The organism is uncultured Parasphingorhabdus sp. (assembly GCF_963677535.2).
GTDB lineage: Bacteria > Pseudomonadota > Alphaproteobacteria > Sphingomonadales > Sphingomonadaceae > Parasphingorhabdus.
Map to the genome: position 1 here is coordinate 491,507 of NZ_CAXXUT010000003.1, position 15,928 is coordinate 507,434.

Genomic DNA, 15,928 nt, shown 5'->3' on the forward strand with positions numbered 1-15,928 from the left:
AGAATCGTTGGGTTTTTGACATTTTCTTTGAAACAACCGCCAGACTTGTGTTTATGAAGCGGCATTGACCCAATGGGAGAGAAACATGAAAGCGACGATCTGGCACAACCCGAAATGCGGCACATCGCGCAAGACTTTGGCGATACTGGAAGAGACGCCAGGCGTTGATCTGACTGTGGTCGAATATCTGAAAAACCCGCCGAGCCGTGCCAAGCTGGAACAGCTTTACAGCGATGCTGGCATGACTCCGCAGGAAGGCCTAAGAGTGCGCGGTTCGCCTGCCGAGGAGCTCGGGTTGACGGAAGACAGCGCTACAGCCGACCAGATCCTGGATGCAATGGCGCGGGAGCCAATCCTGATCAACCGGCCGCTGGTCGAGACCGAAAAAGGGGTGCGGCTGTGTCGTCCGCAGGAGATCGTGCAAGAGATACTCTGACCGGAGCGTCTTTCAGCGGGTGGAAACAACAGACCGGGAAAGATGATGTCGGTAGTCGCAATATACAGCATGAAAGGTGGCGTCGGCAAAAGCTGCACGGCGGTCAATCTGGCATGGAACAGCGCCGTCGGCAGCTCCCGCCGGACCTTGCTCTGGGACCTTGACCCGCAAGGCGCGGCGTCGTTCATCCTGAAGGGTGACCGGTCGAAAAAGGATCGCGCACGCGCCATGGTCGCCGGCGATGTCAAACCGGAAAAACTGATCAAGCATACGGACGTGGAGAATCTCGATATTCTGGCCGCCGACGTGTCGTTGCGTGGTCTCGACCGGCTGTTCTTCCAGATTAGCAAGAAACGGCATCTCGGCAAGCTGCTGAAGGAAATCGGCAGGCATTATGACCGGATCATTCTCGATTGCCCGCCCGGCCTGACCGAGACCAGCGAACAGATTTTGCGCAACGCCGATATTGTCATCGTACCGACAATCCCGTCGCCGTTATCGGAACGCGCCCTTACCGATGTCCAGATGTTCCTGAACAGCAACAGCAAGAAACACGCGCCATTGCTGCCGGTATATACGATGGTCGACAGGCGCCGCTCGATTCACAACGAGGGCTTGGCCCGCAAACCGAAATGGCCGGTCATCCCGATGTCGAGCGCGGTGGAACATATGACAAAATTGCAGCAGCCGGTCGGAAGCTTTGCGCCACGCAGCCCGGCCGCCCAGGCCTATGCCCGGATCTGGCGCGGTATCGAGAAGAAGCTGGCCAAAAAATAGACCGGCCGGAGAGGTTCAGGCGGTTCTTTGGCTATATTCCAGATGCCCGGGTTCGTACGACTGGAACAGTTGCTTGGCATCATCGGCAACCATCGGACGACCGAAATAATAGCCCTGGATTTTGCGACAACCCAGCCGCTTGATCATCTGGACTTCCGCCTCTGTCTCGGCCCCCTCGGCCGTCGTCGACATGCCAAGCGAATCCGCCATGGCTACAACGGCCCGGATAATCGCAAGGCTTTCCGGCGCATTCTTCGCTGCCCCCTGGACAAAACTGCGATCCACCTTGATTGTGGTGAAACGGGTTTTGCGCAAATAGCCAAGCGAACTATAGCCGGTTCCGAAATCATCAAGCGACAGGTTGATGCCCAGATCGATGAGCTTGTCGAGCACTTCCGCAGCACCATTGCCTTCGTGCATGAAAATGCTTTCGGTCACTTCTATTTCCAGCCGGCTGGCCGGCAGTCCGCTTTCTTTCAGGGCGGAGACAACCATCTGGAGAAAGTTCACTTCAGCCAGCTGATCCGCTGAAACATTGACCGCGAGCTTGACCGAAGACGGCCATGACAGGGCTTCCTTGCAGGCGGTCCGCAATACCCATTCGCCGATCGGAATGATCAGCCGCGCTTCTTCGGCCAGCGGCACGAATTTGGCTGGCGACACAATGCCGAATTCCGGGCTGGTCCAGCGCAGCAATGCTTCAAAACCGACGACACCGCCCGAATCCGCGCTGACAACAGGCTGATATTGGAGCGACAGTTCGTCGTTCTTCAGCGCCTTGCGCAGAGCGATCTCCATGACCCGGCGCTCTTCCGCCTGGACGTGCAGCTTCGGCTCATAATGGGTGAAGGCGCCGCCGCCCTGGTCCTTGGAGCGGTAAAGCGCAAGATCGGCGCTGCGCATCAGCATCTCGACCGTCCGTCCGTCCCGGGGACCGATCGCGGTGCCGACGGAGGCACCTATGTAAAGCGTATGCTGGTCGACTTCATAGGGCCGGGACAGCGTATCGATGACCTTTTCGGCCAGCAATTCCATATATTGCGTGTCGCTGGCTTCCTTGATCACGATGGCAAATTCGTCGCCCCCGAGACGGCCGCACAGCTCGTTGTCGGTCATGATCGACCGCAGCCGGTCGGCCACACGCGCCAGCAACCGGTCGCCCACCGGATGGCCGAGCGTGTCGTTCACCGCCTTGAACCGGTCCAGGTCGATCATCATGAAGCCGCAGCGGCCATTCCATTTTTCGGCGGTTTGCATCGCCTTGCTGGCCGCATCGGTCAGCTGCAGGCGATTGGGCAGGCGGGTCAGCGTATCAAATCTGGCAAGTTGTGAAATCTTGTCTGCCGACTGGCGCTGTTCGGTAATGTCCGATCCGACGCCGCGGAAGCCATGAAACACGCCATTGTCGTCGAGCTTCGGCGAAGCGGATAATTCCCACCACCGGGTTTCGCCATTGATCTGCACCGGCACCAGCATGTTGCTGAAACTGTCGCGCCGTTTCAGCTTGTCCGCCAGTTCGTGCAGCGCCGTCGAGAATTTCCCGCTGTCCCAGGATTCTCCGGCAACCAGCTGCAGAAACGGCTTGCCTTCGATTTCCTCGGTCGGCTGGCCGATCGCATGGGCAAAGCGCGGCGAGACGTGGATGATGCGACGCGATGTATCGGTCTGCCAAAGCCAGTCGGCGCCGGTATCCTCGAATTCCTTGAGCAACAGACTGACCACTTCGCTTTTCTCGTTGAGACTGGCTTCTGCAACCCTGCGGTCAATGAATGCCCGTCCGGACATCAGGCATCCGGCAATCAGCAGGATCGCGATCGAAAGCGATGCCATCGCCAGATGCGCACTGCCGACGTAAAGCCAGCCGCCGATTATCGCGATGCTGGAAGATGCGATGAAGAAAATGCTGTTGAGCGGCATATTCGACAACAGCATTGCGGAGCCGACCATCAGGCAGACGATGGTTGCCCATACCGGTATCATCGTCATCAGGTCCGCACTAAAGGCAAACAGCAGAAAACCGGCGCCCCAGAGCATACCCCCGGCCAGGGAGATGAGATAGAATATTGTCAGATCGGAACGGCTGATCGACTTCTGCTGCCAGGCCGACTGTTTGCGATAGAGCAGATGAGCGTAGATATAGACCGCACACAGCCCCAGGAGCCAGGCCCCGAGCAGCAGGATATTGACCTGACCAACGCCCAGTTGCACGGTCAGCAGACCGCACACGACCGCAGCAACGATCTTCAGCAGACCATGCTGGCTATTGCCGTTGAATTGCAACGCGCGGATGCGGCCCCAGTCGACCCCTTCCGGATCCGACAGACCAAGCAACACGCTGAGCGGGATTACCCGCGGCAGACCATTTTGAGCGAATGTTTTTGACACCGCTCGTCCCTACAAGGAAATTCTTAGCGAAAAGTAAGGAAGGACCTGATTTTCTTCACTATTTTCGGACGGCCCCTGAAGCGCCGGTTCAGGCGGCCACCGCATAGGGCTGGATATCGCCGGAAAGATAGAGATTTCGGGCCTTCGCACGGCTCAATTTTCCGGAACTGGTGCGCGGCAGGGTGCGCGGAGGCACCAGTTCGATCACACAATTCATTCCGGTGATCGCCCTCACCTTGTCCCGGATCTCGTTCCACAGCCGCAGCCGCTCGATCTCGTCCGAGGTCCGGCACTGGACCAGAACGGCAGGTGTTTCTTCACCGCCCGGCGTGGTAATCGCAAAAGCCGCGATGTCGCCGGCCTTGAATCCGGGCAATTGTTCCACCGCCCATTCGATATCCTGAGGCCAGTGGTTTTTGCCGTTGATGATGATCATGTCCTTGGCGCGGCCGACAATGTAGAGATAGCCGTTCGAGAGATAGCCCATATCACCAGTATCGAGCCAGCCATCGACCAGACAGGCGTCGGTCGCTTCCTGGTCACGATAATAGCATTCCATGACCGCCGGGCTCTTCATCCAGACTTTGCCGACCGATTTTTCGGCCAGCACCGTTCCGTTTTCCTCGCGAATTTCCAGCTGGGTATCACGGACCGGCTTGCCGCAATTGACGATGGCGCGATAGCGTTTCGGACGGCTGCCGTCGCTCGTCTTTTCGCCGGAAAGCTCGGTCTCTTCCACCAGTTCCACTTCCATGCCTTCGCCGGATGGCATGAGGGTCACCGCCAGCGTGGCTTCGGCCAGACCGTAGCTGGGCAGGAAGGCCTTGGCATCAAATCCTGCCGGTGCGAAGGCATCGGTAAAGCGCTGCATCACGTCGGGCCGGATCATGTCGGCGCCATTGCCGGCGAGCCGCCAGCGCGAAAGGTCGAACCGTTCCTGCACATTGGACTGGCTGCCGATGCGCCGCGCGCAAATCTCATAGCCGAAGGTCGGCGAGAAGCTGCAGGAGGTGCCCGGGTTGCGGGTGATCAGATCCAGCCATGACAACGGCCGGCGCGCGAAATCGGCGGTCTTGAGATAGTCGGTCGAGACCTGGTTGGCGACCATCGACAGGAAGCAGCCGACCAGCCCCATATCATGATAGAAAGGCAGCCAGGAAATACAGCGATCAGTGTCGTTGATCAGCATGCCATGGGCGTGCGAACCGAGATTGTGCAGCAGGGCCTTGTGGGTGACGGCAACGCCGTGCGGGAAGCGGGTCGAGCCGCTGGAATATTGCAGATAGGCGATATCACTGCTGCTCGCCGCAGGCAATTCGACATCAGGCGCATCCTGTTGCGCGAAAGCATCCCAGCCGAAGATCGGGATCGATCGCGATTGTCCGGCCGGGCCGGCCAGATCCGCGATTTCGTCCGGAAACAGCAGCAGAGAAGGATCACAGCTGTCGAGCTGCACCCCGATCTGGTCGATATAGCTTTCCTTGCCGCCAAAAGAGGTTGGCAGGGGCAGCGGAACCGGCAGCGCGCCGGCATAGACCGCGCCGAAGAACAACGCGCAGAACTGCGGCTCGGTATCGGCGATAAGCGCCACCCGGTCACCCGGCTTGATACCGGCAGCGATCAGACGTTTTGCCGCCGCCATGGCGTCATCGCGCAGTTCGCTGAACGGATAGGCCCGGACCAGCGTTGCCCGGGCATCGTGAAAATTGAATCCCTTTTGTCCTGTGGCTGCATAGTCAAGGGCCTCGCCCAGCGTCTCGAAATCGGAGAAGCGGCGCGGGAGTTCATCCAGGGTCGGAGTTGGCGTCAATTCGGTCATTCAATATCCATTTCCGGGAGGTCCAGCCTTCCCAAAATCAGTCTCATGCGCATTACCGGGAACGATTGATCGGCTTTTTTCCACGGTCAGAGGCATCTACCAGTGTCATTGATGACCTCTGGCGTTTAAATTTCGGCCCGACTGTGGCACAAAAAGGGCAAAGGTCATAACCGAAGGTCAAGCCGTTGAAAAACAGCGTTAAAACGTTAGATCAGGAGAGCCTGTACCGGCTGGCCATCCGCTATGTCGAGCGATATGCAACGACCCGCAAGAAACTGGCCGACTATCTGAACCGGAAAATCCGCGAAAGGGAATGGCAGGATGCCGAACCTCCGGCAGTAGAACCGCTGATCGAACGGTTCGTCGATCTGGGCTATATTGACGATGCATTATACGCGCAGACCAAGGCGGCGGCGCTGACCCGGCGCGGATACGGGGCCCGGCGCGTCTCGCTGGCGCTTTATCAGGCCGGGATCAGCGAAGCGGACGGAGCCGAAGCCTTTCAGATCAGCAAAGAAAATAAATGGTCTGCAGCAGATAAATTTGCTCGCAAACGGAAGATCGGATGCTATGCCGAAAGCCAGCAGGACGAGGACATATGCCGCAAGCAGTTGCAGGCTTTTCTGCGGGCCGGCCATGATTTCGATCTGGCATCCCGTTTTGTTTTCGCCCGGCCCGGCGAGGAAATAACAGCGGAAGACTAGTTAGCACGAGTGCAAGTAGATTGCGGTCCAGTTGAATTGGGCTCTATGGCGTCAAGAATCGCCAGTCTTGTAATATTGTGATATATAGTGCTGATCGAGTCGAAATATGTTAGATTTTTGATTTGGTTTAGTTTTGTTCGGAGATGCATAGTGGCAAGCTTGTTTGCGGAACCTGATCCTGCGGGTAATCGCACGCCCCATCACAGCGAGCATGATCATTCCTCAACCGACGGCGAATTGCTGCGCGCCACCGGCCGGGTGAAATGGTTCGACAGCCATCGCGGCTTCGGCTTCATCGTTCCGGAAAATATCGATTCCGGTGACACCTCTTCCGGCCCGCAATCAGATATATTGGTGCACTGGAGCCTGCTGGAATCCCTCGGCACCCGCGAATTGCCGGAAATGGCCCTGGTCACCTGCGAATATGCGGTTGCGCCCAAAGGGCTGCAAGCGACCAGAATATTGGACATCGACCTGTCCAGTTGCGGCCCCAAAGCGGACCAATCGGAGCCGAAAGGCAACCGGCAGGCGATGCATATCGTCGACGAGAATTCCGCCTTCGTCAACGCCGAGGTCAAATGGTTCAATCGCGCCAAAGGCTATGGATTTCTGGTGAGCGACGCGTTCGATGGCGATATTTTTCTCCACATGGAAACCCTGCGGGATGCGGGCATTGCAGAAATTGCGCCGGGCCAGCCGCTACTGACCCGCATAAGAGACGGAAACCGCGGCCATATGGCGGTGCAAGTCTGCCTGCCTCCGTCTGACTGAAAAAGAGACCCCCCGCATGATCAAGCATTCAAAAGCGATCGCGCTTTCCCTGACGCTGCTTGCCACGGCAGCCCTACCCGGCTGCCATGCCCGGGCCGGTGATAGCAGTGCGGCCAGCGCACAGAGCGGGCCGCAGAATGAAATGCCCCTCTCCGAAGCGGGGCTCAGACAGGTGCCGCTCAGCGTCAAGACGTCGGATGCGGTGCATCGCTTCACCGTCGAAGTGGCAGAAAGCGCTGCCGAACAGGCACAGGGCCTGATGTTCCGGACCCGGCTGGCGCCGGACGAAGGAATGATTTTCCCCTTTGCCAAAGATCGCATCGCCAGCTTCTGGATGAAAAACACCGTGATTTCGCTGGATATTATCTTTGTCCGCCGCGACGGGACGATCGAATCGATCGCGGCCAACACCACGCCCTATTCGCTGGAATCGGTCCGCTCCGGCGAGCCGGTGGCCGCCGTGTTTGAAATTGCCGCAGGGCGCGCGGCAGAACTGGGTATCGAACCCGGCGACAAAATCACTTGGCAGTGACGCTATCAACAAGCGCCACCATCCGTCCGCTTTGACATTTTTTCATTGCGAAGCGCATGGCTGCGGGGCTAAGCGCACAGCATGAACATATTGGCGAAAATATTCACTTGGTGGGACGGCGCAACGATCGGCACCGCCCTGTTTAGCGCCCGCAAAGGCAAGCGCGTCGGCGAAGATGTGTTTGGCAATATCTATTATCAAGCAAAAAAGGCCGAATCCGGTGATCCGGCCGGCAAGCGCTGGGTCATTTACAACGGCTCCAATGACGCCAGCCGCGTGCCGCCGGAATGGCACGGATGGCTGCATCACAGCTACGACGAAATTCCCGAAAGCCATTTGCCGCAACCGCGCATCTGGGAAAAAGAGCCGAGCGGAAACCTGACCGGCACTGCCCATGCCTATCGCCCGGCAGGGGCACTGGAACAAGGCGGTCACCGTGCCGCAGCAACCGGCGATTATGAATCCTGGAACCCCGCCGAAGCGGAATGACCGGCATGCTGCGCCACTCCGTTTCCTTTCCGATGCTGGCCGCCATGCTGTTGCTAACGGGCTGTGGCTGGTTCAGCGACGACAATGTCGAGGAAAATGCCACCGGCCAGGCGGCTGAAAAAGGAGAAGTTGCTGCAACCGATGGGGATCTGGTCGCACCGGTTACGGAGCAGATCGGAACGCCGATGGCGGAACGGGTTGCCACGCTCGGCTTTCTGAACAAGCGCAACGGCCTGACCCGGGATCTCGAATTGCGGCCCGGCCAGTCCATCCGCATCGGTCGCGCGATCGTCCGGCTGCGAGCCTGCGAACGCACCGCCCCCTGGGAACTCACCCCCGAGCAGGGCGCCTTTGTCCAGCTGCTGGTTAACGAACGCCCTTCCAACCGGTCCGGCGAGGATCAATGGAAACGGGTTTTTTCCGGCTGGCTGTTTCGCGAATCGCCGTCGCTGAACGTTGTCGAGCACCCGATCTATGATGTCTGGGTCAAGAGCTGCGCGATGAGCTTCCCCGGCGAGGAAAATCCGCCGGAAGATTCGGTCAATCCGACGGCACCGCGCACATCATCGTCCAATCTGGCCAACAATATATCGAGCGCGCCGAACGAAACGGAGACGGAATCGCCATCTCCCCCGGCCGCCGCGCCAAGCCCTGCTCCGGCACCGGCAGCGAGACCAGCACCACCGGCCAGCAATCCGCCGGAAGACCTGATCGGTGACCTGATCGCCGAATCCGAAGACGGCGCATAGTTCCGCACTTTTCCGAGCATAGCCAGATAGGCTTTCTGGCTGATCTCGACCGCGCCCAACGATGCCAGATGATCGGTCATGAACTGGCAGTCGAGCAGCGGAAATCCGCCGACCTTCAACCGGGCCACCAGCCATGCCAGCGCCACTTTCGACGCGTCGCTGGCGCGCGAAAACATGCTTTCCCCGCAAAAGGCGCCGCCAATGGCGAGGCCATAGAGACCACCGACCAGATCCTCCTCACCGGATTCGGCATTCCATAGCCAACATTCAACGCTGTGCGCATGGCCCAGCTGGTGCAGCTGGTTGAACGCCTGTTCGATCTCGGCATTGATCCATGTTTCCTGACGGTCGTCGGCCTCGCTGGCGCAAATCCGGATCACATCGGCAAAGGCACTGTCGGTCGACACCCGGAACCGGTCGGATCGGATGGTCTTGCGCAGCGAGCGCGACATCCGGAAATTGTCGAGCGGAATGATCGCCCGCGTTTTTGGTTCCACCCAGAACGTGTCCGGATCGTCCCGGGCATCCGCCATCGGGAAGATGCCCGATGCATAGGCTTTCAACAGGAGATCAAGATCAATGGTCATAGGGGATGGATAACGTGGCCGGTGCCGTTCGCCCAGCCCGAAAACAACAAAGCCGGGGCGTCAAGGATGGCGCCCGTCAGGCCGCCATCAGCACCCGGGCTTCCTCGGCAATTTTCTCGGCGATCGCGGTATATTCGCTGGCAAAGCCGGCATTGGTGCGCCAGGCAGCACCGATGCTGCGGGTGACCGACCAGCCTTCGACATCGAGTAAAGCGACATCGCCGCCGCGGGGCAGTTCGGAACGCACGTAAAGCGCAGGCAATATCGCCAGTCCCAGCCCGGATGCGACCATCTGCCGGACGCTGTCCAGGCTGGTGCCTTCATAATCGCGCAGCAGGTTCATATCATGCTGCTGGCACTGTCGCGCCACGTCGCGGTGAAGATGATGCCGCCGGTCCATGCTCAGCACGGGCAAGCCGGCCAGATCGGCAAGCGTCAGATTATCCCGCGCGGCGAGCTCGTGATCGGGTGGTGCCACCAGCAGCAAGGGTTCGCGAAACAGCGGCTCGATATGCAGATTCTCGCCTTCGATCGGCAAGGGTCCCAGCAGCATATCGATCGATCCCTTGGTCAGTTCCATGGCCTGCAGATCGGGAATGCCCTCGCGCATATAGAAGCGCAGGTCCGGCCGGGTGCGATGCAGGGCGGCAATCACCGGAGGCATCAGATAGGGCCCCAATGTCGGCGACACGCCGAAGCGCAAAATACCCGCGAGGCTGTCGCTGGCCCGCTCGGCCAGATCACGAATATCCTTTACCTCGACCAACACCTGCCGCGCGCGCGCCGCAATTTCGCGCCCCACCGGCGTCAGCTCCGCGCCATGGGTGCGGCGTTCGACGAGGGTCACGCCCAATCGCTGCTCCAGCGTCCGCAGCTGATGGCTCAGGGTCGGTTGCGAAGCGCCGGCGGATTGTGCCGCCTTGCCAAAATGACCCTGGTCGGCGACCGCAACAAGATATTCAAACTGGCGTAACGTCGGCATGGCACAGCTCCATACTATAGAACATATCTATTAATAGATATGATTTCATTCGATTGGATTTATCATGCCTCATCCCGCATATCAACCTTATCGATGCCCGGGCACGGTAGAAAGAGGTAAGGCAAGGACCCGTATAGCAGCAACCTGATCCGCAAGCATCGTACAGGGGCGCCGATATCGCCGCATTGGCGGCATTCTCCGGTCCCTTCCCTTCCCCCGCTACTGGGGCGGCAGCACTCCCTCAACGGCTCGCCGCCCCGATTTTTATGACCGCAATTCCGGAACGAGGACGACAGCCTGATGGTAAAGAAGATGAGCGCCGCACTGCAGGAATTTATTGCGCAGGAAACCAGCGCCGGCATCATCCTGTTCTGCGCTGCGGTCGCGGCCATGATCGCGATGAACAGCGCCTTCAATCCCTATTATCTGGCCTTTCTCGATATCCCGGTAGCCGTCCAGTTCGGCGCGCTGGAAATCGCCAAGCCGCTGTCGCTGTGGATCAACGACGGGCTGATGGCGATCTTCTTCTTCCTGGTCGGACTGGAAGTGAAACGCGAACTGATCGAGGGGCAGCTTTCCACTGTCGAACAGGCCGCTCTGCCGGCTGTGGCAGCGATCGGCGGCATGGCGCTGCCGGCGCTGGTGTTTCTCTATTTCAACTGGACCATGCCGCAGAATATCAGCGGCTGGGCGATTCCGGCGGCGACCGATATTGCCTTTGCCCTTGGCGTGCTTGCCCTGCTCGGCAAGCATGCGCCCGTCTCGCTCAAGGTGCTGCTGCTGGCGATCGCGATTATCGACGATATCGGCGCGATCATCATTATCGCCTTATTTTACACCGCCGAAGTCTCCGGCTTTTCGCTACTGCTCGCCGGCGGCGGAACCATCGTGCTGTTCGCAATGAACCGGCTGGGCGTAATCCGCACCGCGCCCTATATACTGGTGGGCATATTCCTGTGGATCTGTGTTCTGAAATCCGGCGTCCATGCCACGCTGGCCGGAGTCATCGCGGCGCTGGCAATCCCGCTTTCCGCCAAGGATGGCCGTTCGCCGCTGAAGCATCTCGAGCATATGTTGCACCCCTGGACCGCTTTTCTGGTGCTGCCGATTTTCGCTTTCGCCAATGCCGGCGTGTCGCTGGCAGGTCTGCAAATTGCCGATCTGATGGCCCCGCTGGCGCTCGGCATTGCCGCCGGTCTGGTGATCGGCAAACAGGTCGGGGTGTTCGGTTTCATGTTTCTGGCGACGAAGATCGGTCTGGTAAAACGACCGGCGGGGGTCAGCTGGATGCAGCTATACGGCCTCGCCTGCCTGACCGGCATCGGCTTCACGATGAGCCTGTTCATCGGCAATCTGGCCTTTGTCGACCCCGAACAGATAGAAACCGTTAAACTGGGCGTGATCAGCGGGTCGCTGCTTTCGGGCCTCCTGGGATATTGCCTGCTGCGCTTTACAACGTCGCCCGGACCTGCGTACCCCACGAAACCGGCCTGATCGCCTTTCCCTGCCAGAACAGCTATGTCGAATCTGTCGGCAATCGCCGCAAAGCGTGATAGAGCGCAATCATGAAGCGACAATTCTATCTGTTGGCGGGACTGACTTCGCTTGCATTGGGCAGCATCGGCATCATCCTGCCGCTGCTCCCGACGGTGCCATTCATGATTCTGGCGGCCTTCTGTTTTGCCAACAGTTCGCCACGGCTGGAAGCTTGGCTGGTCGACCATCACGTCTTCGGCCACCATATCAGGAACTGGCGCGAGCGCCGCGCAATCACCCGGCGCGGCAAATGGGCGGCGACAGTCGCCTTTGCGGTCAGTTGTGGGCTCGCCCTGCTGTTTGTCAAACTGCCGTGGAATCTCGTTCCGATCGCCGCTGCGCTGATCAGCGGCAGCTGGATCTGGACCCGCAACGAGCCCGACCCGGCCAAATTGCCGGTCCAGCCCCCTTCGCATAAAGAATAGTTTCCGCAGTCCGCAAATCTGGTAATCTTCAGCCAAATCTGAGGAGAGAATTATGTCGCGGCAGCAATTGTTGGAAATGACTCGTTCGCTGGTCGAACATGGCAAGGCGGGCACAATGGAACTGGTCGATGACGTGGTCGCAATACCGGCGTCCGACTATACGGATGAAGCGCAGTTCGAGCGCGAGAAGAATCTGATCTTCAAACGGTTGCCGCTGATGATGGCACCATCCTGCGAACTGCCCGAACCAGGCTGTTACAAGGCGATGGAAATGGCCGGCATTCCGGTGTTGCTGACGCGCCAGAAAGACGGCACCGCGCAGGCCTTTCTCAACAGCTGCACCCATCGCGGCAATCCGGTGGCGCAAGGCAGCGGCAAGGCCTCGCGCTTTACCTGCGGCTATCACGGCTGGACCTTCAAGAATGACGGCGACCTGCTCGCGATCGCATCGCCAAAGGATTTCGGCAAGGTCGACAAGGCAAATTTCTGCCTGCAGAAATTCCCGACGCTGGAACGGGCCGGACTGATCTGGGCGACGCTGGATCCGGACAGCACACTGGACATCGAGTCCTATCTCTGCGGCTATGACAGCCTGCTCGAACATTTCGGCTTCGACAGCTGGCACCTGTTTGACCAGCGGACCATCCCGGGGCCGAACTGGAAGACCGCCTATGACGGCTATCTCGACTTCTATCACCTTCCCGTCTTGCACAAGGACACGTTCGGTTCCGATTTCTTCAACCGGGCGAACTATTTTGCCTGGGGACCGCACCAGCGCCTGTCCTCCCCGTCGAAACTGATCCAGAAAACGGGCAGCGACGAACAGCTTGATCTCACCGAGATCGATGAAAAAGACTGGCCGATCGACGCATTGCTGCAAGGCGTGTGGACGATCTTCCCGCATATCTCGATTGCCAGCTTCTACGGCGGTGGCGGCCGCGGTGCGATGATCTCGCAGCTGTTCCCGGGCGAAAATGTCGGAGAAAGCTACACCACGCAATTTTACGTGATGGAACATGAACCGACCGACGATGCCGTGCGCCAGGGTGCGCGGGAGCAATTCGACTTTCTTGAAGTCGTGGTCGCGGAAGAAGATTACAAGACCGGGAAGCGCCAGCACGAAGCCTTGCAATCGGGTCTGATCGACAAGGTCTGGTTCGGCCGCAACGAGGGTGGCGGACAGGCTTTTCACCAGTGGGTCGATCGCCTGACCAAAGCCGATGATGCGGAACTCAACCGGATTTTTGCACCACAGTTGCAAGCCGCGGAATAAGGAGATTCAGGCGTTGCGATAGTCCCTGACCGGGGGCAACGCCTCTTTCCACTTCGGTTGTTCGGCGCGGAGTTTTTCCAGCATCTTTTCCCAATAGGCTTCGGTCTTGCCCTTGAAGCGGATGTCAAAATCCTCCTGCGTGCGGAATTCCAGCAGTTCAACGCCCGCGTCTCCGATCGTATAGGTATAGGGCGTGCCGGCGGGCAGGAAAAAGCCGTCGCCTGCCGCCATCTCTTCGGTGCCCATCCGGATGTCGCCGCTGATCAGATAATAGAGGCAGTCGCTGTCGTGGCTGTGCAGCGGCAGCGGATAGCCGGGCTTGAACCAGACATAATGCAGGGAGAAGCCAAATCCGCTGAACAGGCATTTGAGCACCGCGCCGTCGCCGATGCCTTCCTCGCCCAGCTTTGCCGCACCGTCGAGAATGACCGGATCGTCATCGACATAGGTCATATGCCCCGCCTCATCGAGGCTTGGCGCATCTTTGCCCCTGAAAATTCGCATCACTTTCAGTGGTTCAGGCTTGCTCGAAACAGGAGCGTCTGCATCTGTCATATCATCCTCCGGAGCCGTTCGGGTCATGACATTAGCAGCAGACACTCCATCCGGCAAAGCCGATAAAATGTCAGGCGCTAGTCAGCCTGATATTTGGTCATATAATGGTTCAGCACCGCTGGATTGAGCACATTCTTGAAGGCGCAGGAAATGCCCTGGTTACTGCTGCGGACCACCTCCGCCTCGAGCGCTCCCAATCCCGGCAGGGTCAACCAGCACAGGGTGCCGGGATGCGCGGGTTGCAACGCGTCGCTGGTAAATCCGGCGAGCGAAATGGAGGTTATTTCGACCGGGAAACTGCGGGAGCAGGAGAAGCGCATCCTGGCCTTGATCGCAACCTGATAGCCCGGCGCAAATCTCTGCGCTCCGGACGCCGCAGCAGATTGCATGGCCGGTTGGCCGTTGCCTGCGGATATCGTTGAACTGCGAGCCAGTGTTTCTGCCATACCTGTTTCCTTCGGGGCGTTTTTTCGCGACGGCGGCGCCTCCCCTGGTCTGAAGAAGCCGCGAGACAGGAAGTCTAGTGCTTACCGGTAAATTCCGCGTTTACAATCATGGTAAACAGAAAATGTGCGGAATGAATCGTGGCGCGTTTTGGCCCTTTGGCGCACAATCACGCTTGCCGAAATCGTCTCGGGACGCTAAGGCGCGCGAACCGGCTGTTTCGCAAGGGCGATGCGGCCCGTGCAGGAGTGTAGCTCAGTTGGTAGAGCATCGGTCTCCAAAACCGAGGGCCCACGGTTCGAGTCCGTGCACTCCTGCCATTTTTCCCCTTCATAACCGAAGTCCTCATGACCCAGTTTATCTCCGCCATCCGCCTGATTGTTCCTGACTATGATCAGGCAATCGCCTTCTATGTCGGGCTGATGGGATTTGAACTGATTGAGGATAGCGAGATTTCCGAAGACAAGCGCTGGGTGCTCGTTGCACCGCCCGGCAGCACCGAAACCCGGTTGCTGCTGGCCAAGGCCAGCAATGAGGCGCAGGAAGAAATTATCGGCGAGCAGGCCGCCGACCGGGTCTTCCTGTTCCTCGAAACCTATGATTTCGACAGCGACATCGCCCTGATGGAGCGGGCAGGGATCGATATTATCGAAGAAACCCGAATCGAAAGCTATGGCAAGGTCGTTGTGTTTCGCGATCCGTTCGGTAACAAATGGGACCTGATCGAACGCCATTGAGGGCTATCGATCAATATCCAGCGCTCCGGCGATCATCCCCCATATCTGATGCGTCAGCTTCTCCGGATCCGGCCGCGGGTCCATGCCCATGGCGTGCATGATGCCGCTGCGAAGCGCACCGATAATGGCAGCGCCGGCGATGGTCGGATCGATATGGGTGCCGATATCGCCGCGTCTGATGCCGGAATTGATATTCCGAATCGCCATTTCGATCATCTCGTCATGCCGGGTGGACTCGACCGCTGCCACCTGGTTGGTCAGGGCCATTTTTCCGAGAATGACGGGCGCCATGGGATCATTGTAGAGAAATTCGACCACCGCCATCAAACGGCGTTTCTCGCGCACGCTCCATGTGATGTCCGGGTCGAAATACTGGTTCGCCACCTGATTATAGCGATCGTAGAAAGCGTGGATGATGGCTCCGAGCATGCCGGATTTGGAGCCGAAATAATGGTATGCGAGGCCGACGGATACGCCGGCTTTGCCGGCGACCTGCCCCATTTCCAGTTCGCCGTCCCCTTCGCGCAGGAGCAATTCCGCAGCCGCCAGGATGTTTGCGGCGCGTATGATCTTGCGGTCGGAGCTTTCCCCTGCCCCGCGCTCCTTTGTCTTGCCTTTTTCCTTGACCGGCCACAGCCCGTTCCCCCGGATATCCTGCATCGCAACGCCCTAGCAACTGTTTGAATTGAATTCAATTCAAACAGTTGCTAGGCAATCCGCACAGACC

The 15,928-nt window shown here is 58.8% G+C and carries 17 protein-coding genes, 1 tRNA gene and 1 pseudogene; 12 read left to right on the top strand and 7 right to left on the bottom strand.

Annotated features, from left to right (window positions below):
• Positions 1-85: 85 nt before the first annotated feature.
• Positions 86-436 (top strand): arsenate reductase (glutaredoxin), encoded by a 351-nt coding sequence (arsC, locus tag ACHZCJ_RS09280; RefSeq protein ID WP_159647586.1) that lies wholly within the window; start codon positions 86-88, stop codon positions 434-436.
• A gap of 45 nt (positions 437-481) precedes the next feature.
• A complete protein-coding gene (locus tag ACHZCJ_RS09285) occupies positions 482-1,213 on the top strand; it encodes a ParA family protein (RefSeq protein WP_159648082.1) in 732 nt (243 codons plus the stop codon).
• A gap of 15 nt (positions 1,214-1,228) precedes the next feature.
• Here ACHZCJ_RS09285 and ACHZCJ_RS09290 read toward each other — a convergent pair whose 3' ends face one another.
• Together ACHZCJ_RS09290 and ACHZCJ_RS09295 are read right to left on the bottom strand one after the other, a co-directional pair.
• Positions 1,229-3,598 carry a bifunctional diguanylate cyclase/phosphodiesterase gene (locus tag ACHZCJ_RS09290; RefSeq protein ID WP_236554069.1) on the bottom strand — a complete coding sequence of 790 codons (2,370 nt, stop codon included), beginning with the start codon at positions 3,596-3,598 and terminating at the stop codon, positions 1,229-1,231.
• 88 nt (positions 3,599-3,686) lie between these two features.
• Positions 3,687-5,417 carry a fatty acyl-AMP ligase gene (locus ACHZCJ_RS09295; RefSeq protein ID WP_159647585.1) on the bottom strand — a complete coding sequence of 577 codons (1,731 nt, stop codon included), beginning with the start codon at positions 5,415-5,417 and terminating at the stop codon, positions 3,687-3,689.
• 185 nt (positions 5,418-5,602) lie between these two features.
• Between ACHZCJ_RS09295 and ACHZCJ_RS09300 the strand changes: the two genes are divergently transcribed.
• From ACHZCJ_RS09300 to ACHZCJ_RS09320, 5 genes and pseudogenes are all read left to right on the top strand, one after another.
• A complete protein-coding gene (locus ACHZCJ_RS09300; protein WP_321325845.1) occupies positions 5,603-6,121 on the top strand; it encodes a RecX family transcriptional regulator in 519 nt (172 codons plus the stop codon).
• 150 nt (positions 6,122-6,271) lie between these two features.
• Positions 6,272-6,892, top strand: coding sequence for a cold shock domain-containing protein (locus ACHZCJ_RS09305; RefSeq protein ID WP_321325847.1), 621 nt, complete (start codon positions 6,272-6,274; stop codon positions 6,890-6,892).
• A gap of 16 nt (positions 6,893-6,908) precedes the next feature.
• Positions 6,909-7,424, top strand: a complete 516-nt coding sequence (locus ACHZCJ_RS09310) for a DUF192 domain-containing protein (RefSeq protein WP_159647582.1) — start codon at positions 6,909-6,911, stop codon at positions 7,422-7,424.
• Between the two features lie 81 nt (positions 7,425-7,505).
• Positions 7,506-7,913 (top strand): NADH:ubiquinone oxidoreductase subunit NDUFA12, encoded by a 408-nt coding sequence (locus ACHZCJ_RS09315; protein ID WP_321325849.1) that lies wholly within the window; start codon positions 7,506-7,508, stop codon positions 7,911-7,913.
• A gap of 185 nt (positions 7,914-8,098) precedes the next feature.
• Positions 8,099-8,350 (top strand): annotated as a pseudogene (locus ACHZCJ_RS09320) (DUF2155 domain-containing protein); the annotation flags it as partial.
• A gap of 35 nt (positions 8,351-8,385) precedes the next feature.
• Here ACHZCJ_RS09320 and aat read toward each other — a convergent pair.
• Both aat and ACHZCJ_RS09330 read right to left on the bottom strand, forming a co-directional pair.
• The gene (gene aat, locus ACHZCJ_RS09325; protein WP_321325852.1) at positions 8,386-9,249 is read right to left on the bottom strand and encodes a leucyl/phenylalanyl-tRNA--protein transferase; all 864 of its coding nucleotides are present in this window, start codon (positions 9,247-9,249) and stop codon (positions 8,386-8,388) included.
• Between the two features lie 76 nt (positions 9,250-9,325).
• Positions 9,326-10,231 (bottom strand): hydrogen peroxide-inducible genes activator, encoded by a 906-nt coding sequence (locus tag ACHZCJ_RS09330; RefSeq protein ID WP_159647579.1) that lies wholly within the window; start codon positions 10,229-10,231, stop codon positions 9,326-9,328.
• Between the two features lie 300 nt (positions 10,232-10,531).
• On the opposite strand from ACHZCJ_RS09330, the gene nhaA reads away from it, so the two are divergent.
• The 3 genes from nhaA (at position 10,532) to ACHZCJ_RS09345 (ending at position 13,465) form a co-directional block, all read left to right on the top strand.
• A complete protein-coding gene (nhaA, locus tag ACHZCJ_RS09335; protein ID WP_321325855.1) occupies positions 10,532-11,725 on the top strand; it encodes a Na+/H+ antiporter NhaA in 1,194 nt (397 codons plus the stop codon).
• Positions 11,726-11,796: 71 nt separating this feature from the next.
• Positions 11,797-12,192: a YbaN family protein gene (locus ACHZCJ_RS09340; RefSeq protein ID WP_159647577.1), complete on the top strand. Its 396-nt coding sequence runs from the start codon at positions 11,797-11,799 to the stop codon at positions 12,190-12,192.
• Positions 12,193-12,244: 52 nt separating this feature from the next.
• Entirely contained in the window at positions 12,245-13,465 is a 1,221-nt protein-coding gene (locus ACHZCJ_RS09345; protein WP_159647576.1) for an aromatic ring-hydroxylating dioxygenase subunit alpha, read from the top strand.
• A gap of 6 nt (positions 13,466-13,471) precedes the next feature.
• Here ACHZCJ_RS09345 and ACHZCJ_RS09350 read toward each other — a convergent pair whose 3' ends face one another.
• Positions 13,472-14,020: a cupin domain-containing protein gene (locus ACHZCJ_RS09350; protein ID WP_321325858.1), complete on the bottom strand. Its 549-nt coding sequence runs from the start codon at positions 14,018-14,020 to the stop codon at positions 13,472-13,474.
• Positions 14,021-14,097: 77 nt separating this feature from the next.
• Positions 14,098-14,466: a PilZ domain-containing protein gene (locus ACHZCJ_RS09355; RefSeq protein WP_159647574.1), complete on the bottom strand. Its 369-nt coding sequence runs from the start codon at positions 14,464-14,466 to the stop codon at positions 14,098-14,100.
• A gap of 242 nt (positions 14,467-14,708) precedes the next feature.
• Here ACHZCJ_RS09355 and ACHZCJ_RS09360 point away from each other — a divergent pair.
• Both ACHZCJ_RS09360 and ACHZCJ_RS09365 read left to right on the top strand, forming a co-directional pair.
• Positions 14,709-14,784, top strand: a tRNA-Trp gene (locus ACHZCJ_RS09360).
• Between the two features lie 27 nt (positions 14,785-14,811).
• On the top strand, positions 14,812-15,201 hold the full coding sequence (locus ACHZCJ_RS09365; protein ID WP_321325860.1) for a VOC family protein: 390 nt from the start codon (positions 14,812-14,814) through the stop codon (positions 15,199-15,201).
• Positions 15,202-15,204: 3 nt separating this feature from the next.
• Here the strand turns inward: ACHZCJ_RS09365 and ACHZCJ_RS09370 are convergent, their stop codons facing one another.
• Positions 15,205-15,861 carry a TetR/AcrR family transcriptional regulator gene (locus tag ACHZCJ_RS09370; RefSeq protein WP_321325861.1) on the bottom strand — a complete coding sequence of 219 codons (657 nt, stop codon included), beginning with the start codon at positions 15,859-15,861 and terminating at the stop codon, positions 15,205-15,207.
• Positions 15,862-15,928: the final 67 nt, after the last annotated feature.